The organism is Shewanella sp. DAU305, from assembly GCF_026802235.1.
Classification (GTDB): Bacteria; Pseudomonadota; Gammaproteobacteria; order Enterobacterales; family Shewanellaceae; genus Shewanella; species Shewanella baltica.
On the sequence record NZ_CP113808.1, the window covers coordinates 800,932 to 823,580 of the forward strand.

At 46.2% G+C, this 22,649-nt stretch carries 19 protein-coding genes; 7 read left to right on the forward strand and 12 right to left on the reverse strand.

From position 1 onward, the window contains the following. Positions 1-32: 32 nt before the first annotated feature. The 8 genes from glnG to ppnP all read right to left on the reverse strand — a co-directional run bounded on the left by glnG (position 33) and on the right by ppnP (position 7,432). Positions 33-1,445, reverse strand: a complete 1,413-nt coding sequence (gene glnG / locus OX890_RS03525) for a nitrogen regulation protein NR(I) (protein ID WP_006079736.1) — start codon at positions 1,443-1,445, stop codon at positions 33-35. Between the two features lie 38 nt (positions 1,446-1,483). Continuing rightward, on the reverse strand, positions 1,484-2,530 hold the full coding sequence (glnL, locus tag OX890_RS03530) for a nitrogen regulation protein NR(II) (protein WP_268650098.1): 1,047 nt from the start codon (positions 2,528-2,530) through the stop codon (positions 1,484-1,486). A gap of 153 nt (positions 2,531-2,683) precedes the next feature. Next, positions 2,684-3,190, reverse strand: a complete 507-nt coding sequence (locus OX890_RS03535) for a DUF4124 domain-containing protein (RefSeq protein WP_268650099.1) — start codon at positions 3,188-3,190, stop codon at positions 2,684-2,686. 192 nt (positions 3,191-3,382) lie between these two features. Further along, positions 3,383-4,009: a glutathione S-transferase family protein gene (locus OX890_RS03540; protein ID WP_259484009.1), complete on the reverse strand. Its 627-nt coding sequence runs from the start codon at positions 4,007-4,009 to the stop codon at positions 3,383-3,385. 135 nt (positions 4,010-4,144) lie between these two features. Further along, on the reverse strand, positions 4,145-4,837 hold the full coding sequence (locus tag OX890_RS03545; protein ID WP_011982143.1) for a type 1 glutamine amidotransferase domain-containing protein: 693 nt from the start codon (positions 4,835-4,837) through the stop codon (positions 4,145-4,147). A 59-nt stretch (positions 4,838-4,896) separates the two neighbouring features. After that, positions 4,897-6,054 carry an iron-containing alcohol dehydrogenase gene (locus tag OX890_RS03550; protein ID WP_006079741.1) on the reverse strand — a complete coding sequence of 386 codons (1,158 nt, stop codon included), beginning with the start codon at positions 6,052-6,054 and terminating at the stop codon, positions 4,897-4,899. 182 nt (positions 6,055-6,236) lie between these two features. Beyond that, complete coding sequence (locus tag OX890_RS03555; protein ID WP_006086531.1) at positions 6,237-6,833, reverse strand: TetR/AcrR family transcriptional regulator; 597 nt, start codon at positions 6,831-6,833, stop codon at positions 6,237-6,239. A gap of 287 nt (positions 6,834-7,120) precedes the next feature. Then, positions 7,121-7,432, reverse strand: a complete 312-nt coding sequence (ppnP, locus tag OX890_RS03560) for a pyrimidine/purine nucleoside phosphorylase (RefSeq protein ID WP_006086532.1) — start codon at positions 7,430-7,432, stop codon at positions 7,121-7,123. Positions 7,433-7,790: 358 nt separating this feature from the next. Between ppnP and OX890_RS03565 the strand changes: the two genes are divergently transcribed. Next, a complete protein-coding gene (locus OX890_RS03565) occupies positions 7,791-9,746 on the forward strand; it encodes a methyl-accepting chemotaxis protein (RefSeq protein WP_006086534.1) in 1,956 nt (651 codons plus the stop codon). A gap of 139 nt (positions 9,747-9,885) precedes the next feature. Here the strand turns inward: OX890_RS03565 and ovoA are convergent, their stop codons facing one another. Then, complete coding sequence (gene ovoA / locus OX890_RS03570; RefSeq protein ID WP_126490962.1) at positions 9,886-12,000, reverse strand: 5-histidylcysteine sulfoxide synthase; 2,115 nt, start codon at positions 11,998-12,000, stop codon at positions 9,886-9,888. A 378-nt stretch (positions 12,001-12,378) separates the two neighbouring features. On the opposite strand from ovoA, the gene OX890_RS03575 reads away from it, so the two are divergent. Further along, positions 12,379-13,362 carry a prolyl hydroxylase family protein gene (locus OX890_RS03575; RefSeq protein ID WP_012586504.1) on the forward strand — a complete coding sequence of 328 codons (984 nt, stop codon included), beginning with the start codon at positions 12,379-12,381 and terminating at the stop codon, positions 13,360-13,362. Between the two features lie 139 nt (positions 13,363-13,501). Next, positions 13,502-13,897 carry a hypothetical protein gene (locus OX890_RS03580; RefSeq protein ID WP_011845532.1) on the forward strand — a complete coding sequence of 132 codons (396 nt, stop codon included), beginning with the start codon at positions 13,502-13,504 and terminating at the stop codon, positions 13,895-13,897. Positions 13,898-13,937: 40 nt separating this feature from the next. On the opposite strand, the gene OX890_RS03585 is transcribed toward OX890_RS03580, so the two are convergent. Beyond that, positions 13,938-14,120, reverse strand: a complete 183-nt coding sequence (locus OX890_RS03585) for a hypothetical protein (RefSeq protein ID WP_006086539.1) — start codon at positions 14,118-14,120, stop codon at positions 13,938-13,940. Between the two features lie 360 nt (positions 14,121-14,480). Between OX890_RS03585 and OX890_RS03590 the strand changes: the two genes are divergently transcribed. The 4 genes from OX890_RS03590 (at position 14,481) to OX890_RS03605 (ending at position 18,601) form a co-directional block, all read left to right on the forward strand. Further along, positions 14,481-15,332 (forward strand): PfkB family carbohydrate kinase, encoded by an 852-nt coding sequence (locus tag OX890_RS03590; protein ID WP_268650100.1) that lies wholly within the window; start codon positions 14,481-14,483, stop codon positions 15,330-15,332. A 317-nt stretch (positions 15,333-15,649) separates the two neighbouring features. Further along, positions 15,650-17,110, forward strand: a complete 1,461-nt coding sequence (locus tag OX890_RS03595; RefSeq protein WP_006079749.1) for a sensor domain-containing diguanylate cyclase — start codon at positions 15,650-15,652, stop codon at positions 17,108-17,110. A 135-nt stretch (positions 17,111-17,245) separates the two neighbouring features. Further along, positions 17,246-17,935: an MOSC domain-containing protein gene (locus OX890_RS03600; RefSeq protein ID WP_268650101.1), complete on the forward strand. Its 690-nt coding sequence runs from the start codon at positions 17,246-17,248 to the stop codon at positions 17,933-17,935. A gap of 309 nt (positions 17,936-18,244) precedes the next feature. Beyond that, positions 18,245-18,601 carry a DUF4870 domain-containing protein gene (locus OX890_RS03605; protein WP_006079751.1) on the forward strand — a complete coding sequence of 119 codons (357 nt, stop codon included), beginning with the start codon at positions 18,245-18,247 and terminating at the stop codon, positions 18,599-18,601. Positions 18,602-18,677: 76 nt separating this feature from the next. Here the strand turns inward: OX890_RS03605 and OX890_RS03610 are convergent, their stop codons facing one another. Next, a complete protein-coding gene (locus OX890_RS03610; protein WP_006086544.1) occupies positions 18,678-20,594 on the reverse strand; it encodes a methyl-accepting chemotaxis protein in 1,917 nt (638 codons plus the stop codon). Positions 20,595-20,942: 348 nt separating this feature from the next. Then, on the reverse strand, positions 20,943-22,592 hold the full coding sequence (locus tag OX890_RS03615; RefSeq protein WP_268650102.1) for an electron transfer flavoprotein-ubiquinone oxidoreductase: 1,650 nt from the start codon (positions 22,590-22,592) through the stop codon (positions 20,943-20,945). Between the last annotated feature and the right edge of the window lie 57 nt (positions 22,593-22,649).

Below are 22,649 nucleotides of genomic sequence, written 5' to 3' on the forward strand. Positions count from 1 at the left end.
GGGATTACGAGTGATAACGTTATTTTATTTACTCAATCCATCGACAGCTCTTTGAGTTTTCGCGTTAAGGTATTTCGTCCCCAGCCTAAACGTTTCGCCGCTTCTTGTTTATGGCCTTGGGTATGGCGCAGCGCAGTTTCTAGCAGTATGCGTTCGAATGCGGGTTGCACCTCTGTTAACAGATCGCTGTTTCCTTCAGAGAGTTTTTGATCTATCCACTCAGTCAGGGCCGATTGCCAATCTTGGCTGCCTTTCGCCGTGTGGGTGACACTCACAGGATCTTTCAGTAATTCTGGCGGTAAATCTTGGGGTAAAATTTCTTGCCCCGATGCCATTACGGTTAACCAGCGGCAGGTGTTTTCGAGTTGTCTGACATTACCGGGCCAAGGCAATTGGGAGAGTTTTACCGCGGTTTCCTTGGTCATGATCTTAGTTTCTACACCAATTTCCTTTGCTGCCGAGGCGAGGAAGTGGGTGGCGAGTTGGGGAATGTCTTCCCGTCTTTGTGACAGTGGTGGCAAGTGCACGCGGATCACGTTGAGGCGATGGAATAAGTCTTCCCTAAAGCCGCCTTTTTGCACTAATAATTCAAGATCTTGGTGGGTTGCCGCTATGATACGCACATCCACTTGCACTGCATTATGACCACCGACGCGGTAGAACTGGCCATCGGCAAGTACTCTGAGTAACCGTGTTTGTACATCTAGCGGCATGTCGCCGATTTCATCTAAAAAGAGCGTGCCACCGTTTGCTTGTTCGAAGCGACCTTGGCGCACATTGGCTGCACCAGTGAAGGCACCTTTTTCGTGGCCGAATAGCTCAGATTCGATCAAATCCTTAGGGATCGCTGCCATGTTCAGCGCGATAAACGGCTTATCTTTACGTGGGCTGTGCTTGTGTAACGCGCCAGCCACTAACTCTTTACCCGTTCCCGATTGACCATTAATCAGCACGCTGATCGATGAGCGTGAAAGCCTGCCTATGGCGCGAAATACTTCCTGCATCGCTGGCGCTTCACCTATGATTTCGGGTGTTTTTACTTGGGCTTCCTGCGCGGGTGCAGGGCTTTGTTCAGTGGCGTGTGTCAGTGCGCGCTCGACCAGTGAGATCGCCTCATCGATGTCGAAGGGTTTAGGCAGATACTCAAATGCGCCCGCTTGATAGGCACTGACTGCGCTGTCTAAGTCTGAGTGCGCCGTCATAATGATCACGGGAATATGGGGGTAATGCACCTGCAATCGTTCGAGCAGACTTAACCCGTCCGTGCCTGGCATGCGGATGTCCGACACTATCACGTGCGGTTGCGATATTTCTAAGGCCTGCCACAGGGATTCGGCGGCGGCAAAGCTGGCGGTACTGAGCTTGGCACCTTGAAGTGCCTTTTCGAGTACCCAACGTATCGAGCTGTCATCGTCGAGGATCCACACTTGTTCACTAATTCGCATCTTGCTTCCTCATACGGTATGGGTAGGTACTGTCGAAATTATTTAGCGCCTAAAATCGGTAATGAAATGATGAATTCGGTGTGCCCAGCGCTGGAGAGGCAATCGATTCTTCCCGAGTGTAAACGGGCAATATTATGGGCAATTGAGAGGCCTAAACCTGAACCTTGCTCACGGCCTGTCACCATTGGATAAAATAATGTGTCCATCAGCTCAGGCGGTATGCCGGGGCCGTTGTCGATAATCGATAGGGTTAACACTAGCTTGTGGCGCTGTGAACCTATAGTGACTTGGTGTTGAGTGCGAGTGCGGATCAAAATCTCGCCACCGGTATGCTCAAGCGCCTGCACCGCATTTTGTAAAATGTTCAGCACGGCTTGCTGCATTTGGTCTGGATCCATCTCGATATCGGGAATGGATGGATCGTAATCCCGTTTGAGCTGGATGTTAGCGGGCAGCGCCATTTCAACTAATTTATAGACCTTTTGCACCACTTGATGGATGTTGTGCAGACTGTGCTGTGTTGGCCTTTGGGGGCCGAGCAGGCGATCCACTAAATTACGCAGTCGATCGGCCTGCTCTATGATGAGGGTAGTGAATTCCTTTAGCGCCGGATCATCCAGCTCCCGCGATAACAATTGCGCCGCACCGCGAAGGCCGCCTAAAGGATTTTTGATTTCATGGGCTAAGTTGCGCACCAAAAATTGCGCCGCTTGTTGCTGTGCATCTTGACTCAACTGCTGATGAATGCGTCTTTGTTGATCGACTTGGCGCAGTTCGAGCAGGCTGAGTTCAGCCTCGTCATCGAGGGGAATAAGCGTTAAATCAACGGTATGGTGCTGACCATCGAGCGTGACTAGGGCCGCCGTATTGACCGTTAAACCTTGGCCAGCCTTTACCGCATCCCTCAATAACTGGGCTTCGACACCGAGGATTTGATAATGCTCAGGCAAAGCTTGTTCTACGAGTCTATGGCTGCCAACACCTAATAATTGCTCTGCTGCTGCGTTGGCATAACAAGGCTTAAGATCCTTATCGATGACAAGTACAGCGGTAACTAAATGATTGAGCAGTGTATCTTTATCCATCGACCGTTCCTAGAAATAGGGTTGCACCACTATGGTGCACCAATCTGGTGCAAGCTGCAACTTGTCTTCATCAAACGGTTTAGTCTGGGGTGGTTAATCTAACTCTATGTATTTAAAGTTCTTATACTAACTTTATCTATGCATTGAGTGGCATTAACGCTTAGCTGCTTGATGAAGAAATATCTTTCTTGGTGAACTTGATGCAAAGACTTTGCCGTTTTGAGTCAAAGCGTCAACGACTAAGGTATGTTCACCTCGGTCGATGTTTTTGAGTTTGAACGTACCGCCAATTTGCGGCTGACCGACGGGGGTGCCATCGAGTTTGAGGACCATTAAATACTGGCTTTTTAGCTCAGGGGTGATAGTCGCAACGACGTCGAAATCGCCATTGTTATCTCTGACGGTTTCTTCTTCTGCTGGGGAAGTGATATGAACTTTATATTGAATAGATTCAATTGCGTGGTTTGCGTTGTTTGAGTCTGTTTTGGGCAGAGGAAGGGCAATTTGATTTAAGGTCTTCTCTTTTAGCTCAACGACTTGGGCATTTGGCTGCGGCTCATCTGAGTAATGGACTTTGCCATCTTTATCGACCCATTTATAAACCGTCGCTTGCGCTAACATGCTAAATAGCACTAAGCCGATGAGTGTGAGTGAACGCATGCTAAAGTCCCTGTAGCCTTGAGAGAGAGTTAATCAAGATTAGTCTCTTTTACATCAAAAATCATGGTGTTTGTTATGCGGCGTCGCCACATGGAAGGCGTAAAGCGAGACAGGAAAGGGGAGCTAGAAATCGGACTGGGTTGAATGAGCTGAAGTTCGGGCACACTCATGTACCCGAACTCGAGTTGTAAATTACACGCTTGCGTCGAGTTGTTTCTCGATCTCACTCGCTTTAACCCAAGCGGCATGCTGGGATAATTGAGTGGCATAGCGTTGAATGTGTTCAAATTTTTCGAGGTCGCCACTATTAGCCAGTAGCTCCACTACGAAGGACATCATGATATCCGCACCTGTGAGCTTGTCTGCAACCAAGTAGGTTTTACCGGCCAACATATCATTGAAGTAGTGGCTTATCTTACTGACTTCTATCGCGGCATAACCTTCAAGGAAGTTGGTTTTACAGCCATCCTTTTGCACGAACATGCGCAGTAACAAAGGTAGCATGGCTGAGCTTTCGGCAAAGTGTAACCATTGCAGATAATCGACGTAGTCAGCGCTGTCTCTTGCTGGCGCTAAGGTGTCTGCCGCATATTTTTCAATCAGATACTCAGTGATCGCGCCTGACTCGGCAATCACTTGACCGTCCATTTCGATAACGGGTGATTTGCCCAACGGATGAATTTGCTTGAGTTCGGGTGGCGCGAGAAAAGTCTGACTATCACGCTGATAACTCTTAATTTGATAAGGTTGACCGAGTTCTTCTAGCAACCAGATGATACGTTTAGAGCGTGATTTATTGAGATGGTGCAAGGTGATCATTGGCTTCCCTTTCGATTGTGAGAGTACATTTTTAGCTATCGCACCATTATGGTGCGATAGCTATTTCTACCGCATTTAGCACACTCGAGCTTGTCATTATTCACTTCAAGCTGAGTGTGTCGCGTCATTTATCGCTTAGCCTCTAGCGTTCAGTTGCGCGACTATGGCCTGCGCAACGGCTTCGGATGATCCTGGGTTTTGACCTGTGATCAAATGGCCATCTGCGACAACAAAGCTTGTCCAATCATCACCTTTGACATAAGTGCCGCCGTTTTTCTGCAGCATGTCTTCGACTAGAAATGGCACGATATGAGTGAGTTGCACGGCTTCTTCTTCAGAATTACTGAAACCGGTAACCCGCTTACCGCTGACCAATGGCTTACCATCACTGGCCTTAGGGTGCAGCAATGCCGCAGGTGCATGACAGACTAGCCCTAGGGGTTTATTCGCTTGATAGAACTGTTCAATCAAGGCGATTGAGTGTTTATCTTCGGCAAGATCCCACAGTGGGCCGTGGCCGCCTGGATAGAAAACCGCATCATAATCCGCTGCATTGATTTCACTTAAGCGAGTCGTATTTGCCAGCAGTGCTTGTGCCTCAGGATCTTTACTAAAGCGCGCAGTGGCTTCGGTCTGAAAGTCTGGCTCATCACTTTTAGGGTCGAGCGGTGGTTGACCGCCCAATGGCGAGGCTAAGGTAATGTCAAAACCTTTATCTTTAAACTCATAAAAAGGTGAGGCGAATTCTTCGAGCCAAAAGCCAGTTTTTAAACCTGTGTCGCCGAGTTTATCGTGTGAAGTTAGTACCATTAATATATTCATTTTCATACCTTTACCTAAGTTGCTCACATCAATACGTGTGAGCTTTGGGTTTAGTTCATTTGACGTTATAGGGCTAAGGTCAAAATGTCACGGCTCATTGCTGGGTTAATGTTGCCATGTTCGCCGAGTGCCACCATGCCGTGCAGTTCAAGCTGTTTCACTACGGTATCAACGTGGCTGGCATCGAGATCATAGGCAGATAAATGTGTCGGTATGCCCATGGCTTCGAAGAAAGCCTTAGTTTTTGCAATAGCGGCATCGATGCGCTCGTCATCGGTACCTGTGTTGATGTGCCACACGCGGTCTGCGTATTGGAGTAACTTTTCGCGCTTAGCTTCTTTGGTACATTGCAGCAGAGCAGGCAATACGATTGCCAATGTACGCGCATGGTCGATGTCGTAAAGCGCAGTCAGTTCATGGCCTATCATGTGGGTTGCCCAATCGTGCGGAACGCCTACGCCAATCGTGCCGTTGAGTGCCATAGTGGCAACCCACATTAAGTTAGCGCGAATGTCGTAGTCTTCGGGTTGAACCAATACCTGTGGACCAAGCTCAATCAAGGTTTGTAACAGACCTTCGGCAAATCTGTCCTGTACGGCGGCGTTGACTGGGTAAGTGAGGTATTGCTCTGTGATATGCACAAAAGCATCTACTACACCGTTGGCCACTTGGCGTTCTGGCAGGGTGAAGGTTTTCGTCGGATCGAGTATTGAGAATTGTGGATAAACCAAGTCATTACGGAATGGCAGCTTAGCTTGCAGTGATTTGCGGGTCACTACGCTGGCGTTGTTCATTTCTGAACCCGTCGCAGGCAAGGTTAATACTGAGCCAAAAGGCATAGCTTGAGTGACTTTTGCGCCCCAGCTAGTAAGAATATCCCAAGGTTCACCTTCGAATACTGCTGCAGCGGCAACAAATTTAGTGCCATCGATAACCGAACCACCACCCACTGCAAGCAGGAAGTCGATCTTCTGTTCGCGCACTTGGGCGACGGCTTTCATTAAGGTTTCATAGGTTGGGTTTGGCTCAATGCCATCGAACTCGACGATGAAACGATTGCCCAATGATTGTTTAACTTCATCTAGCGTGCCGGTTTTTCTGGCGCTGCTGCCGCCAAATAGGATCATGACTTTAGCATCGCTCGGTACTAAAGCATCAATTTCGGCGATAGTGTCTTTACCAAAACGGATACGGGTTGGGTTGTAATAGTTAAAATTTAGCATGGATGATTTATCCCTTATTACTTTAAGTGAACTACTTTAAATTAGCAGTGTTAAATGCGCTGCGTTAATTAATCGCCGTTAAATTAGTAGACCAGTCGTCTAATTTTGTGGCGTGAAAATGTATTCTTTAAAAATCTAGGCTGACTGATATCAGCAAATATTGGTCTTGAATCGGTATTAAGTTAAAGGGCCGTTTTAGGCGTTAAAATAGCTTTAGTCGTCACGAGCGCACGTTCGAGTGCCGCGGGGCTGTGGCCTAACTTGTTCATTAAGCTGGCACCTAACCACATGTGATACAACATTTCAGCGGTCGATTGCGGATCTTGCTCGGCGATTGAACTGTCGTTTATGCCAACTTGAACACAAGTGGTTAACCTGTCTATGATGCCGGCGGAACCTTTAAGTAAGGCAACTCGCATGGCTTCGGATAAATCGGCAACTTCGGCACTGAGTTTCACGACGAGGCATTTTTGATCTACGCAGCCATCAGCTTGTACGTGCAACCATTGTTGCCAGTACTGCATCAAGCGTTGATAGCCCGTCAGTGTCGAGTCATTGAATAATGCGTCTAAATCTAACTGATATTTCTCAAAATAATCAGTTATGAGCGCTTCACCAAATTGTTCTTTGGATTTGAAGTAATGATAAAACGAGCCTTTAGGCACTTCGGCGGCCTGCAGCAGTAGCGATAAGCCGACGCTGGAGAAGCCTTTTCGTACGATCAGCTTATAGCCGATGTCGAGAATGTGCTGGCGAGTGGATTGAGTTTCAATTTTCATGTGGTCTAGGATAAATCAAAATAGACCGGTCGTCTAGTGTTGTTTTTATCGGCGATATCAACACGCCCGATTTAGTCTTCTTTAAGTCGCGAGGTTTAAGCTGTCTTGGGTCTGCCTAACAAAGCTATCAAATTGATAAAAAGGCAAACGGATAAAGCATGCAGAGGGTGAAATTGTGGCAAGGAGAAATGGTTCGGTAGGACAAAATACCCACAGTGTTGAGATAAACCGTCACTGTGAGCATTAGATTCATAATTGATATTGAAACTTTTACTCAATCAAGATGATTACAGGTAGCTGCAACAGTACTCTGCAATGGCTGTGTTACGAATTTTAAAGCTGACATTTGCAGCCAGTTCAAACTGAGTTCCTTCGCTAAATTCTTGCCAAGTGGTCGTTTCTGGTAGTAACACCTCAAAACGGCCGCTAATCACTTCCATGATTTCGCCTTGAGAGGTCGAGAACTCATACTCTCCTGGCTGCACTACGCCTAAGGTTTGCTTACTGCCATCGGCAAAAAATACGCTACGACTGGCAACTTTACCATCAAAGTAAATATTAGCTTTTTTAGATACAGACACTTGCTCGAGTAAACTCATTATTAATCCTCTATAAATTGGCTTGGCATGAATTTATATGCATATTTAATAAATTTCAATGCATCATTTGTCGTGTGGATATGCGTACTGAATATAAGGTGATGCTAACGTTCGGTTTATAAAGTGTTTTCCACTATATCATTTTGTTTGAAAAGGTCAGTATGGCTTGGCTGTCATTTAAAGTTATTAATCATTTTTCTATTTAAAAATAATTGGTTGGCAGCATTTCGGTGAACTTTTGATGAAAATAGTCTGCGTCGCTTTGTTTAGCTGAGATTCTTCTCCTATAGTTTTAGGGCAGATTTAATTTTGCAAAAAGTGAATGAATGGAATTCGAAGCGCGACAAGGAGTCTCACCATGGGTTTTACTCGTAAAATTCAGCTGATCAGTTTATTGATTGTCCTACTACCCCTCATATTTGCTACCGCGATAGTGACTTACATTGCTCGGGATGAGTTATTTGCCGAGGCTCAGTCTCGTTTAGTGGCGGTGCGCGAGATCAAGCAGCGACAGATTGTCGGTATGTTTCAGGACTTTTCAGATAACCTGCAGGCCGTCAGTGCGGTGATCGCCAGCCAAAAAAGCCTCGATACTATCTCCGACCTTGATGAGACCTTAAAGTCGTTAAATAAGTCTTTAGGTTTCTATGATCTGTTCATCATTCGGGATGACGGCACTGTGTTTTACACCGCCGCGAAGGAGTCGGATTTCGGCACAAATCTTCGCACTGGGCCCTACCATGATTCGGGGTTAGCGCAGTTATTCAACAAGGCATTGGGGTCGACTGGTACTGTATTACTGCAAGACTTCTCCGCATACGCTCCTTCAAATGGTCAACCGGCAGCATTTATTGGTCAGTCGATTCAATTCAACCAGCAAAGATTAGTGGTGGCGGCTCAAGTATCAATCGACCGCATCAACCGAGTTATGCAGATCCGCGAAGGTATGGGACAAAGTGGCGAGACCTATTTAATTGGCCCCAATAATCGCATGCGTTCCGATTCTTTTCTTGACCCGAACAATCGCACTGTGACCGCCTCCTTCGCTGGAACGGTTGCCCAGAATGGTGTTGACACACTTGCGGTGAAAGAGGCGCTGGCGGGTAAGACTGGTGTGATGCAAGTGAATGACTACAATCATAATCCGGTGTTATCTGCCTATTCTCCCGTTGTTGAACTTGGCTTACGATGGGGCTTGATGGCTGAAATTGATGTGAGCGAAATCGCTGCGCCTGCCTATAGAATGTTATTTATCGGTTTATTTGTTTGTGTGGCGGCCTTAGTGTTGGCATTCGCTGCTGCTAAGTTAGTCACAGGATTTGTGTTGAAGCCACTCGGCGGTGAGCCTGAGGACATGTGTAACTTGACCAGCATGATCGCCTCTGGGGATCTCACCCATAATCTGCCCCATGTTCAAACTGATAATCATCTGATGAGCTGGTTGGCCCGGATGCAAACAAAGCTCAAAGAAATCATTAGTCAGCTGGTGGGCGTTGGACATGAACTCGAATCCGCCGCAGAACAAAATTCTGCCGCTATGACCCAAGCCGATTGCAGTATTCAGATGCAGGCGAAAGAAACCGATATGTTAGCAACCGCAGTCGAAGAAATGAGTTATGCCGCCGCGGAAATCAGCACTAATACGCTTAAATCCTCCGATGAAGTGTCTGCCTGTACCCATTCGAGTGAAATTCTTTCGCAAAACTTAGCCAGTACACGTAAAAGCTTGAAAGTGACCTTGAGCAGTTTTGCGACCATTCATCAACAGGTGGGCAGCCTTGAGGCCGACAGTCAGAAAATCGGTTCGGTATTGGCTGTGATTAATGCGATTGCTGAACAAACGAATCTGCTGTCACTTAATGCGGCGATTGAAGCGGCGAGAGCTGGTGAACATGGCCGTGGCTTTGCCGTAGTTGCCGATGAGGTGCGCCAGTTAGCAGTTAAGGTTCAGTTGGCGACTCAGGATATTGGCCAAGTGTTAAAAGGCATTCAGCAGCAGTCTGGCGTGTTGGCGCTGCATAGTGTGACTTGCACTACTGAAGCCTCTAAAACCGCAGAAGATGCCGATGGCATGCAAGCCGCAGTGGATGACATCGCTTTACGTTTAGAAACCTTAAAGGCATTAATGATCCAAACCGCCACCGCCGCGGAGGAGCAAACAACAGTTTCAGCAACGATTGCACAGGGGATTGCGGGCTTGAGCGTGGCGGCGGAAGAAAATAGCGCGGCGATCAGCCAAGTGGCAGCGAGTACGCGCAGTTTGTTAGGGTTAGCGAATCAGCTTGGTTTAACAACGGCACAGTTTAAGGTGTAGGTATTTGCGCTGTATTTGCCATGTTCAACCTTAGTTGATGCTGCAAAGATGACTGAGCTGGATGTTACACATCCGCCAGAAATGGATTTCTGGCGGATATTTTTATTGAGACTTCAGTTGTTTATTCCATGAGTGAGCATTAACGCTTACGCCAAATTGTCATTTCTGAGACAGAATGTTGGAATTTGCGTTTAGTCTCGCGGATGACGAAGGGGATTTCCTTGACTGCGACTAGCTCAAATTGGCCGATCAAGGTTTCGGTCAAGCCATCTAAGGTGGTGAAGTTCTCTCCTTTGACTTTAACACCACCGAGCCATTTATCCTTCGGCGTATAATCCTCCAGCCAAGTGTACGGCGAAGCAATAACAAGGTATCCACCTTGATTAATTCGCTGGGCAATACTGGTTAAAAAGTGCTTAGGATCGTTCAGTCGGTCAATAAGGTTCGAGGCATAAACTAAGTCATAACATGTATACATTGGCTTTAAATTACAGGCATCACCTTGCATAAAGTTGACTTTTTTCGCCTCAAGCTCATATCCAAGTTTAGCCAGACTCGCACTCTTAAATTCCTGTAAATCGCCTTCGGTACGTATGGTGTAACGTTTTTCACCTTGTTCAGTTAGGGCATAGGCCTGTTGAATAAAGCGTGCTGAAAAGTCGATACCATCAACATGATCAAACACTTTTGCCAGTTCAAAACTCGCTCGACCTACGGAGCAGCCGATGTCGAGGGCTTTGGCGGTATGGGTGAGTTGAATTTCACTGAGTGCTTGCTGCACGCCATTGACGCAGAAGTTAGCAACCCCGAAATATTCGGCGCCATAGTGGAATTCAAGGTATTGGGAAATCAGTTCATCAGTTTCGTACACATTGACCTCGGCCATTTGGGCGGGATTTTGCGTGGATTCCACATAGCGGAAGCCAGCGTGTTGATAAAAATGTCGACGAAACGCATAGCGTGACGAAGCAATGGCTTCATTACCTGTGGAGATCCACGAGCCACCTTTGATGAGATTATGCTTACCATCGAAGGTTGGAGTCGAAAAATCATCGTAGAGCGGATGCACTGCAAAACCATTAAAGCCATCGATTGCGGTTTCTGTCCATTGCCAAACATTACCGACAATATCGAAAAAGCCATTATGTTCGAAGCGATTCACTGGGCAAGAAGAGGCGTAATAAGCCAAAGCAATATTGCCCGGCACTTCGTGCCAATCGGGCGCATCGGCGGGCACATTCTCGCGTAAGATGTACCATTCGGCTTCCGTCAGTAGGCGAATGTTGCTTTGATTTTGCTCGGTTTTCCAATTGCAGAATGCCTTAGCTTCAAGTTGATTCACTTCTACAGGCCAGTTTAATGGCAGCGGGATTTCTTCCGCTAAGTTACGTTGCCACCATTTATCTTGTTTTAAGCGCCAAAAGCGCGGCATTTGAGCTTGGGTGTAAGCGAGCCAAGCTTGACCTTCTTCATTCCAAAATTGTGGTGAGCGATAGCCGCCGGCTTCGACGAATGCGAGATACTCTTGATTCGAGACTAAGAATTCAGAGGCCTTAAAGTCGGCAACATTAAAGATTTCATGGCCGTATTCGTTGTCCCAGCCGTAGGTTTGATCTTGTTCAGTTTTACCTAAGGTCACTCTCTGCCCTTTTACTGCCAGTAAACGGTTGGTTTCGGCGGCGGCGAAGTCTTGGCACGCAGCCCAGAGGCTGTTGGGCGCGACATGTTCCAATGGCAGTTGGCGGATGATCACCGATGAGGTTTCTAAATGAATACGCTCATGTTCAATGCCCATCAAAATGATCCAAGCTGGGCTGTCTTGAGTGATCGGCAGCGCCAGCGGCATTTCATCAATCACGCGATTGACGACAGCATTAACTTGTTGGCGATAGCTGCGCACTTCTGCCACGTTCGGCCATGGGTAATGTTGCTCGTTCAGATCGTCCCAAGACATCTCATCAACACCAATGGCAAACATGGATTCGAAGTTATCGTTTACCCGTTCGTCGAGAAATTTGCCGAGTTTGAGTTTGTTGATATAGAAAGTGGCCGTATGGCCAAAATAAAAGATCAACGGATGGCGCAGCGGCTCGGCTTTGAGGTAATAAGCGCTATCTTCTTGGATCAAATCAAACAGTGACTCGTACAGAGCCCATGTCTGATTAAAGTACTGCTTAAGCTCTAGACGCTTTCCTGCCTCAGTTTCACCAATTAGCTTAAGGGTTTGAGGGGGTTGCGTTATGGGCTTATCCATAGGCAAGTAAACTCCGTATTTATCGGCCTGCGGTGCAAGCATGGGAACATGAATCTATCGTGTGTGACTCTATACGCGATTACTGGGCTCAGGATCACTTTGTCAGCTTAATGTGTGTTCTTATCTATCGACCCCTGACAAAGTAACAGAAAGGTGGCGTGAGTTTAAAGCTTCAAATGTGGGGGAATAGCCTTCTTTAGTAAACAACATTGAGGGTATGTTTAAGTAATAGTTCGAGTTACAAAGTGATTTATTATTAACTGCTTATTAATTCTTTTTCCGCACACAGACGTGTTTGTTTTGTTGCTTAAATGTTATTTTTGGTGGATTTTGGAGATGTATGATCTATGCTTCGCTAATTTTTTAGGTATTTGATATATGCAGCAGCTATTTTTTCGATTACTAGAAGACCGTTATTTTAATCGGTTGCCCGAGGAGTGGGTTCTCCGGTCAGCTCAGGAATCGGTTGATTTCGTTAGATTTTGGCTTGTACATTGCTTTCGCAGTGCCGCATCGGAACGAGAATTAGCAACTGTGCTGTTTTTTGCCGCTAAATGGAAGTTAGAAGAGCTAACTTTCTTAAGATCATTTTGGCAAAGTTATACGTCAGTTATGGATGAAGCTGCAGAGTTGACATTGAGGAATTTATATTTCCAGTTAATTCCTCAAATTAATCTTGATCACGACAATCATTTAGATGCGATAGCCATTTTTTCTTTTGTACTCAAGTTTGAACAACAAACGGTAGTATCTGAATTGCAACAGGGTGTAGCCTCTTCTTATCGAACTTGTCTACCCATTGAAATGCTGCAAGAGATACAAACTCTTTCATTACCTCATTTACATCCCATCACTGTTTATGGTCATCAAGGAAAAGGAAGTGTTGAATTTGATATTCGCAATAACACTCACTTCCCGACACAAATACCTAATGCTAGTTTAGTATTTGCGTGTGTTGAAAGAGTCGTTGCGCACTATTCTGGGACAAACCTAGCATTTGCTGAGCCTATGGTCGTTTTACGCTATGAGGTTGGGCAATTTTACAAATGGCATTATGATGCAATACATGCACACACACCGACAATTGAATCAGAACTAAAGCAATTTGGTCAGCGTAATCGTACTGCGATACTGTACCTAAATGATGATTTCACTGGTGGGGAGACGGAGTTTAAAGCGCCATATATTCAAGTGCATCCTAAGGCTGGTTCGGTCTTAGTTTTTGATAATGTAGATTGTAATGGGCGAACTTTGATATCGTCTTTACATCGTGGCTGCGAAGTCAGTACAGGCCAAAAGTGGATATGTACACAATGGTTTAGAGATAAGCCATTTTGGCTTAGATCTGGGCTCTTAACTTAGTTTCAACTAGATTAAATTTGAATCGTTTTCTTACAAGTAGATTTTAGGCTAAATTATTTTATCCCTGAAGAGTATTTTCTCTGTCGGGGTTAAGGCAGAATGATCCCGTCCGTAAAATTATTATGCAGGATATAACGGGATGACAATTAACGCATTATGGATACCCGCCTGGTACGAACTTGATCAATCGATCGTAGTAGGTGTGACTGAGGAGTTTGTCTTTCATAAGACTGTCGCAAACGAGGCGTTAACGTTTTACAGCGGTGCAAAGGGGAGCGATGCCGCTAAGGCAACGGGAACCATTTCGGCCATTAAACATAATGTCTTGGGGGACATTGAAAGTGTCGATGCACAGGGGCTCGATTATACGCTGGTATTGCAAGATGGACGGCGTTTGTTAGTCAATGCTGAGGAAAATCCAGGATTGATTTATGAGTGGGTTGATGACAGTTGGCAGCCGTCAGATATGGTTATCACAGATTGGACGTTGGCAGTACAATTTGCGTCTTTATCACCATTGACGCCAATAAAGTAATTGAAGATTTATGGTTAAGTGACTAAATAAGTAAGTGCAGTTAGCGCTCGGGATCCGACGTTGACTGCACTTTTACTAGATCTGCAAGTTGTTGGTATTCTTTTTTAATTTCTGCGACATACACATCGTGAAAATCTAACTCATTAAACTCATCAAGGCAGAGCTGATAACGGCGTAGCTGCTCAGCTTTTTCTTCAGCGGTATCCCATCTTTCCATTAGCATAGCGTTTGATTCCATTCATAAATTTAATTCCTTATTCACTTCACATATTTTAACGACAGTTATTGCTATTTAACTGAGCTGGTTTGAAGTTTGTTGTATGCATTTATGCCGTTGGGCGTCATGCAATATAGAAATCTATTTTAAACAGAGGGTTGAGCTGACACAGTCAGTTTTACCGTATGGTGATGGACTTTTTTCCTTATCTTATTCGGGACAAATGCTTACACAGGCGTCAGCCATAGCCTGATGGTGCTGCTATCTTGATGATTGGATTGTACCTGTGAGCATTTTGCTCTAGATTGATATTTCTTTGTTTTCATCTTCTGGCCTTGAGTCTTCTTTGCCCTTTGGAGCCGTGTAATGGCGAATATTCTGTTAGTTGCCAATCTCAACTGTGATCGGATTTTACTGCTTGATAAACCTTTAAAAACAGGTGGGCGTTTCCATTATAAAGATGGTGGACAAAGGCTCGGTGGCGGCGGGGCAAATACCGGATTAGGTTTAGTTTGGGCAGGGCATAGCGTCGCATTGGTGAGTCAAGTTGGCCGTGATGACATGGGAGATTGGCTCATTGCAGAAGCCAGCACTCAAGGACTCGATTGCCGCTTAGTGCAGCGCCGAGCCGGTAACACTTGCGAAATGTTACTCGTGATGACGCCAGATGGTGAACGGACGATTATTCGGCCACAAAGACCCATATTTGAGTTATCAGTGCCGCCGAAATGGCAGCCATGGGACGCGCTGTATTTTAATACTTCCGCTGAGGGTTCGGTCAGTTGGGCAAAGACAGCCTTGGAACATTGTCTTGTGGTCGCGCAATTAGCCAAAGATGACAGGCAGAGACCTTGTCATATTTTACTGGCATCTATGAGTGATATCCAAGGGCGTTGTGATGGCGCCTCTTGGGAATATGGTAAAAGCATTGGCGGTGAGGGTTTGCGTTACTTTATTGTCACCGATGGCATCAATGGGGCTAAGGTTTACACGCACGATCAAGTGCAGCATGTCGCAGCTATCCCTGCCACTGTTGTTGATACCACAGGCGCTGGTGATGCCTATGCGGCGGGACTTATCCATAGTCTATGCACTGGTCAGTCGATTACCGAGGCGATGGCTGAAGGCGCTGTTTGGGCGGCATTTGCGGTGGCAACCGATAGTTCTATTCCGGGTGAGGCACTGAAACAGTATTTAGAGGCGAAGCAAATTGCATGATAAATCTGCGGATGAGCAGTTTGAGTCATCTTTCTGTCATACGGTCTTGCTAGAGTATGTCTTGTGGCGCATAGCTCTTGTCCCTTAACGTTTTCTTGTGCTTTTCTCCCATTTATTGGTTAGTATGTTTTTTGCCTCGTTTCCCCAACGAGGCATTTTTTTGCTCAAAATAAAGTTATTCCATTGCAGAACATTCATAAAGCTGAAATGTTGTGCGGCCATGGCGCAATTGCGTTAACATTTATTCAACTAAAATAGTTATCGTGACATTAAAATAATAAGCCACTCAAGGTGTTCTGTAGTCTTTGGAGTTGAGAATGGGCAATAACGCTTGGAATGATAAGAATAAATTTATTTGGCTGCTCTCTGTTTTGCTTTTAGTCGCCTTTTTAGTGACCAGTGGTATCAGTTACAAGGTGGCCCATGACTCACTGAGTCAACAAATCGAGAGTAATACCCTCCCGCTCACAAGTGACAATATTTACTCAGAAATTCAACAGGACCTGCTGCGACCTATCTTTATTTCATCCTTGATGGCGCAGGATACTTTTGTTCGCGATTGGACATTAAGCCACGAGCAAGAGCCAGAAAAACTGATCCGTTACCTTAAGGAAATCCAAGAGAAATACGATACAGTCACCAGTTTTTTTGTGTCAGAGAAAAGTCGGCATTATTACCACTCCACGGGCATTTTAAAACAAATCCAAGATGTTGAGCCCGATGATGCTTGGTACTTTCGAGTGCGCTCTTTACCCGAATCTGAGCATTATGAGGTCAATATTGATGCTGATACGGCGGACCGCAGTAAAACAACCGTATTCGTAAACTATAAAGTTTTTGATTTTGAAGGCAAATTTATAGGCGTTACCGGTGTGGGTTTGGCGGTTGAAAAGGTTAAGTCTCTCATCGAGCTTTATCAAAAACGTTATAACCGTCGTGTGTTCTTTACCGATCGGCAGGGCAATGTCACTTTGCATGGCGATGAATATGATGGTGCGGATTCGCTGCAAACCAGTCCCGGGCTTGAAAATTTAGCGACGCGTATTTTAACCAGTCCAAGTGCGGCTTTTAGCTACCAGAGAAATGGTAAAACCGTTTATCTCAACAGCCGTCTAGTCCCTGAATTTAAGTGGTATTTGATTGTTGAGCAGGAAGATGCGCCTCAGGAGCGGGAGTTACTGAATACTTTTTGGGGCAACTTGGGCTTAAGCCTAATGGTGACCCTAGGGATTTTATTCATCTCCAACATGACCTTAGGTCGTTATCAGCGCAAACTAGAAGTCATGGCGTCTACCGATAAGCTTACTGGCGCCGCTAACCGTCAGGTATTTGATGAGTACTTTAGGCAGGCGTTAGATAAGGCTAAGTTGGCACAATCGCCGATTTCAATACTCTTGCTGGATATTGACCACTTTAAAAAAGTGAACGACAGCTATGGGCATGGGATTGGTGACTTAGTATTAAAAACCATGACGAATATGCTGCGTGGCGCGCTGCAGCAACAGGATATTTTATGTCGTTGGGGCGGCGAGGAGTTCTTGATTTTACTTCCGGGGATGGATTTAACCCGAGCGGCAGAACTGGCTGAACAGATCCGTGAGCTTATTTTTCAGCGGGAAATTAAAGTGAATGGATTACATATTTCTATTACTGCCAGTATCGGCGTCGCCGAGCATCAGGCGCAAGAGCCTGCAGAAGATCTGATCAAGCGTGCCGATCTGGCCTTGTATCAGGCTAAGGAAGCCGGTCGAAATCAAGTGGTGTTAAATCATTCATAGATTCAGCCCCGTGCTTATTGGTGGCAAGATGTCGCCTACTTTTATGAGTTATTGAGTGAGTTGATTGTGTTACTGGCGTATCGCGGTTTACACTCTGGCGGTAATGCGAGATGGGTTATGGATTGGGGGTTACAGATGTCAAAGTTGTTGATCAATAAGTTATCTGGATTGTATTTAGGTACGCATCTGCAGGAAATGGCAGGTGTCGCCACAGGTATTGATGGCAAGCAAGCTGCTCAACAACTGCTAGTGCATGTCAGCCATGTTGAAGGGGATGCGCAGGCCGATCCTAAACATCATGGCGGACTCGATCGCGTGTTACATCATTTTTCCCGCGAGCATTACGGCCAATATCGTCGTTGGGATTTAATCACTCAACTCGAAGATGCGCCCAGCATGGGAGAGAACATCAGTACCGTTGGGCTAAACGAAACCCAAGTTAATATTGGTGATATCTTACAAATTGGCGCCGTAACAGTGCAGGTCACTCAGCCGCGTTCACCTTGCTTTAAGTTGAATCTGCAATTTGGGCACAAAGAATTTGCCCTCGCCATGCAGCAGAGCCAGTTATGTGGTTGGTTTTATCGAGTATTAACGCCTGGGATTATTCAGTTAAACGATAAGATTGAACTGGTTGAGCGCCGTACGGACATCAGTGTCGCCGAGGCTATGGCACTCTATTTTTCGCCAACGTTTAATGCCAGCGGCTATGATCGTTTAGCTTGCTGCGAGGGATTAGCGCAGAGTTGGGTGAATAGCCTACAACGGCGCTTAGCATCACAGACAGTGGAAGATTGGCAAATGCGCTTATACCAATCGTATTAAATATCTGTTCATTCAGCGGGAGTTCAACGCGCTTTAGACAAGGCGAAGGCTTGAAGGCATAGTGGTGCTCTGTCGAAAGCCTTGAACGCAGTATAAAGCGCATTGAAACCCGCCCTTCGGGAGCCTCACAGGCATCCCACTCCCGTGTTGCATTGCCTTAAAAGGGAATAACCATTTCTGCGTCAATGCGCCTTGGATTGAGATGCCTGTGAGGCTCTGAACTGATTAGATATTTAATGTGATTGGTATTATGTGGGCCGAGCGGTAAATAAGTATTTATATCCATAATGATAAAACAGGGATGACCTTATGATTGAACCCGTTACAAAAAGTGATAAAGATTTTGGCTTGTTGGTATACGCCTCAAGCTTTGTTGGATACCTAGTGCCGCTGGGCTCGATTCTTGGTCCTTTGATTATCTGGCTGATGAAGCGTGAAGAGTCCGCATTTGTCGATCAATGTGGCCGCAGTTGTTTGAACTTTAAATTGAGCCTGCTGATTTATGTGATCATCAGCGGCGTACTCGCTTTGGTCGGGATAGGTTTTATCTTTTTAGCCATACTCGGCATATTCGATTTGGTGTGCACTGTGCTGGCGATTATTAAGGCCAGTGAGGGTAAGGTATATAAATATCCATTAACGATTAAATTTATTGCTATGGATTAATCGCCTCATTGAATTAAAGAAAAACGCCTTAGATGTTTCCATCTAAGGCGTTTTTTTATGGTGTAAGTTTAAGGTTTTACACCTTAAACTTGGCCACTAAGGTATCTAAACGGTGTGACAGTTGATTCAAGGCTAAACTCGCCTGTGCTGCCGCTTGTGCAGTATTGGCTGTACGCTGAGTAATATCGTTGATTTCTGTGACGTTACGGTTGATGTCCTCTACAACTGTGGATTGTTCTTCCGTTGCCGCAGCAACTTGGATGTTCATGTCGCTGATAAGACCAATGCGATCGCTAATACCAATCAACGATTTGCTGGCTTCATCGACGGCCACAACACCTTCATGGGAGCGAGTACGACTCTGGGCCATCGCATTCACTGCGCGGCTGGCTTCAGATTGCAACTTGTCGATCATGCCTTGCACTTCATTGGTCGATGCTGCGGTACGTGATGCTAAGTTACGTACTTCATCGGCGACGACAGCAAAACCGCGTCCAGCTTCACCGGCACGTGCCGCTTCAATTGCCGCGTTGAGGGCTAACAAGTTTGTCTGTTCAGAGATAGCGCGGATCACATCTAAAATCCCACCAATGGATTTAGTGTGGGTCGCGAGGGACTCAATCACTTCACCCACTTGGCCAACGTCTTTTGACAATTGGTTAATGGTATCGCGGGCACGGGTTACCACAACTTGGCCACTGCTGGCTTCAGTGTCAGCATCTCTTGCTGCAACCGCTGCTTGGGCAGCATTACTGGCAATTTCGTTAACCGTCGCGCCCATTTCATTAATGGCTGTTACCACCATCATAGTGCGATCTTTCTGCTCGTGGCTGTCTTCTAAGGTTTGCTGTGCCTGATTCGACACATCCTTAGCGGAGAAACCGAGCTGTTCGCTGGTTTGCGCCACTTCGATGACCGAATCTTGGATCTTGCTGATAAAGCTGTTAAATCCCTTAGCGAGTTGCGCAATCTCATCTTCACCATTGACGGGTAAGCGTTGGCGTAAGTCACCTTCACCTTCGCCTATGTCGCGGAACATAGCGGCAACTTGGGCAATGGGACGACTCACAGATCCTGCAACAACGATAGCGAGGACGATAAAGCCCGCTGCAATCAACAGTGTCCAGATTAAGATCTGATAAGCCGCTTCGGTTAATAGCGCAAACACTTCGGCTTCTGGCACTTGTGCCACTAAGTACCAATCCATAGATGCGATATAACTACTGGCAACCAGCATGTTTTCGCCATTGATCTTGGTATTGATCAGATTGAAATCACCGCGGTTTAGTAAGGCGCTTGAGTTCGCATCTTTGTATAAGTTGCTTAGGTTGCTCTTACCAATTTGGCTCGTATCTGGGTGGAGTTTCACTTCTCCCTTGGCATCCACTAAGTAAACAAATCCTGTTTCTTCAATCTTAAATGAACTCAGTAAACGCACCATATCATCGAGTGATTTAGCTAGCCCGACTAAGCCGCGACCATTGGGTTGCTGGTAGTTGATGAAGAGTTTGACTTCGCCGTTGGCCTCAGTGAATACGTTTAACATACGTTCTTGGCCACTGTCGCGGTAACCAAAAAACCAGCCATCCTGCGCTGGGGTTAGCACGCGCAAAAATCCATCCTGAGTGTAGTAGGCGGCAGTTTGTCTGTCGGCGTAGGAGGCTTGCGCTAGCTTATATTGACGCGTGATGTCTTTCAGTTGGGCAACCACTTGGGTTTCTTGGGCCTGTGGTCTGCCGTCTTCGAGCCATTGCAGTAACATGCGGCTGCTGGCCAATTGCTCTGCAGCATTCATTAAAGTGGAGATGTCGAGATCGATCTTATTGCGGATCTGCATCATCAAACTCGGCAGTTCCGAACCTAACATCCGTTGTTGTACGACATTTTTAGCGCTACGTTGGCTTAATACGCCGACGAGTATGGTCGACAGCAGTACTGCAAATGTCACTGTTAGCAGAATTTTCTGCTTAATGGTGAGGTTATTAAATATCATAAATATCAATATGCCTGTGTTGGACTGTTTTGCGTTATCGGTCAACGCACTCTTGTACGGTAAAAGATTATCGGACAGGAATGTGAAAAGTTAACCTTAGTCTAGGCCGAATGCCGAATAAAACAGCGTATAAAAAACTTATTTGGCTTAACCCGTTGGTCTTGCAGTAGATCTAATTATGTAGAGTATAGATGGAAATGAGATGGTGATTGAAAACGAACTCTTTTTTGTGTGGCAATTGTGGCTAATGTCGTAGCTAAGGGCAAGCAAAAAAAGTGAGATATTTGTGTCAAAGGTGAAAAAAAGGCGCTCTATTGAGCGCCGTTATTAACATTTGTTGGCAACTAATTACATGTTGGGATAGTTAGGACCACCACCGCCTTCCGGCGTAACCCAAGTGATGTTTTGGCTAGGATCTTTAATATCGCAGGTTTTGCAGTGAATGCAGTTTTGCGCATTGATTACAAATTTAGGCTGACCCGCCTCTTCGACAATTTCATACACACCAGCTGGACAGTAACGTTGTGCTGGCTCATTAAACTGAGTCAGGTTGATGCCCAGTGGAATGCTGCTGTCTTTAAGACGTAAATGGCAAGGCTGGTCTTCTTCATGATAAGTGCTCGACAGATACACTGAGGACAGTTTATCGAAGCTAAGCTTGCCATCGGGTTTTGGGTAATCAATCTTGCTGTAAGCGCTCACTGAGGCCATTTGTGCATAGTCTGGGTGTTCATCACGTAGCGTGATCGGGAACTTTCCACCAAACCAGTTTTGATCTATGTAATTGAAAGCGCCGCCTAAATAGGTACCAAACTTATGCATCGCAGGGCCAAAGTTGCGCGATTTATGCAGTTCTTCATGCAGCCAGCTTTCTTCGATATGAGTCTGGTAACAGTCGAGATCTTTACCGCCTTCTACACCCGCCATCATGGCTTTGCCTAAGGTTTCTGCCGCAACGATACCGCTCTTCATCGCAGTGTGAGTGCCTTTGATTTTCGCGAAATTCAAAGTCCCAGCGTTACAGCCGATGATCAGGCCGCCGGGGAAGCTCATCTTAGGAAGCGAGTTCAAGCCGCCTTTAGTAATCGCACGGGCGCCGTAACTGAGGCGTTCGCCGCCGGTTAAATACTTTGCAATCACAGGATGGGTTTTATAGCGCTGGAATTCGTCAAATGGGCTCAGATGCGGATTTTTGTAGTTCAAATCGATAATGAGACCGACCGCAATCTGGTTGTCTTCCATGTGATACAGAAAGCCGCCACCCGACGCGCCCTCGGTTAATGGCCAGCCACCAGTGTGCACCACTTTGCCTTGCTCGTGTTGCTCGGCGGGGACTTTCCAAATTTCTTTGAAGCCTAAGCCGTAATGCTGGGGTGTTTTACCATTATCTAAATGGTATTTTTCGATCAGTTGCTTGCCTAAGTGGCCGCGGCAACCCTCTGAGAAAACAGTATATTTAGCATGCAGTTCCATGCCGGGCATAAAGCTGTCTTTTGGCTCACCATCGGCGCCCACGCCCATATCGCCAATCAAAATACCTTTAACGCTGTTATCGGCATTAAATAGCAACTCACTGGCGGCAAAGCCGGGAAATATTTCGACCCCGAGTTCTTCTGCGCGATTGGCAAGCCAGCGGGACAGATTACCAACGCTGATAATAAAATTGCCGTCGTTGTGCATGGTTTTTGGCACAAAAGCATTAGGCATGACTCTGCCGTCGGTGGCTGAGCTGAGTAGGTAGATTTCGTCGTGGGTGACAGCGGTTTTTATTGGGGCGTCTTTCTCGCGCCAGTCGCTGAATAGCTCGTCCAGCACTTTTGGCTCGAACACTGCGCCTGACAGAATATGCGCGCCCACTTCTGAGCCTTTTTCGACCACACAGACGGTAATTTCTTTACCTGAATCCTGTGATATTTGCATTAATCGACACGCGGTGGCCAAGCCTGCTGGACCTGCGCCGACGATAACAACATCGAATTCCATTGATTCGCGTTCCATCAGTTCACCTCTTCCTTCACGTTTCCCCGATTTTTATCGAGTGTTGTAGTTTGTAAA

Bases quoted from the DNA above. Each gene is read 5' to 3' on its own strand.
- ovoA (WP_126490962.1), bottom strand. From the start codon at position 12,000: ATGGATAAGCCCATAACGCAACCCCCTCAAACCCTTAAGCTAATTGGT.
- OX890_RS03545 (WP_011982143.1), bottom strand. From the start codon at position 4,837: ATGAAAATGAATATATTAATGGTACTAACTTCACACGATAAACTCGGC.
- OX890_RS03605 (WP_006079751.1), top strand. From the start codon at position 18,245: ATGATTGAACCCGTTACAAAAAGTGATAAAGATTTTGGCTTGTTGGTA.
- OX890_RS03550 (WP_006079741.1), bottom strand. From the start codon at position 6,054: ATGCTAAATTTTAACTATTACAACCCAACCCGTATCCGTTTTGGTAAA.
- OX890_RS03555 (WP_006086531.1), bottom strand. From the start codon at position 6,833: ATGAAAATTGAAACTCAATCCACTCGCCAGCACATTCTCGACATCGGC.
- ppnP (WP_006086532.1), bottom strand. From the start codon at position 7,432: ATGAGTTTACTCGAGCAAGTGTCTGTATCTAAAAAAGCTAATATTTAC.
- OX890_RS03615 (WP_268650102.1), bottom strand. From the start codon at position 22,592: ATGGAACGCGAATCAATGGAATTCGATGTTGTTATCGTCGGCGCAGGT.
- OX890_RS03600 (WP_268650101.1), top strand. From the start codon at position 17,246: ATGTCAAAGTTGTTGATCAATAAGTTATCTGGATTGTATTTAGGTACG.
- glnG (WP_006079736.1), bottom strand. From the start codon at position 1,445: ATGCGAATTAGTGAACAAGTGTGGATCCTCGACGATGACAGCTCGATA.
- OX890_RS03580 (WP_011845532.1), top strand. From the start codon at position 13,502: ATGACAATTAACGCATTATGGATACCCGCCTGGTACGAACTTGATCAA.
- OX890_RS03540 (WP_259484009.1), bottom strand. From the start codon at position 4,009: ATGATCACCTTGCACCATCTCAATAAATCACGCTCTAAACGTATCATC.
- glnL (WP_268650098.1), bottom strand. From the start codon at position 2,530: ATGGATAAAGATACACTGCTCAATCATTTAGTTACCGCTGTACTTGTC.
- OX890_RS03590 (WP_268650100.1), top strand. From the start codon at position 14,481: ATGGCGAATATTCTGTTAGTTGCCAATCTCAACTGTGATCGGATTTTA.
- OX890_RS03575 (WP_012586504.1), top strand. From the start codon at position 12,379: ATGCAGCAGCTATTTTTTCGATTACTAGAAGACCGTTATTTTAATCGG.
- OX890_RS03585 (WP_006086539.1), bottom strand. From the start codon at position 14,120: ATGCTAATGGAAAGATGGGATACCGCTGAAGAAAAAGCTGAGCAGCTA.
- OX890_RS03595 (WP_006079749.1), top strand. From the start codon at position 15,650: ATGGGCAATAACGCTTGGAATGATAAGAATAAATTTATTTGGCTGCTC.
- OX890_RS03565 (WP_006086534.1), top strand. From the start codon at position 7,791: ATGGGTTTTACTCGTAAAATTCAGCTGATCAGTTTATTGATTGTCCTA.
- OX890_RS03610 (WP_006086544.1), bottom strand. From the start codon at position 20,594: ATGATATTTAATAACCTCACCATTAAGCAGAAAATTCTGCTAACAGTG.
- OX890_RS03535 (WP_268650099.1), bottom strand. From the start codon at position 3,190: ATGCGTTCACTCACACTCATCGGCTTAGTGCTATTTAGCATGTTAGCG.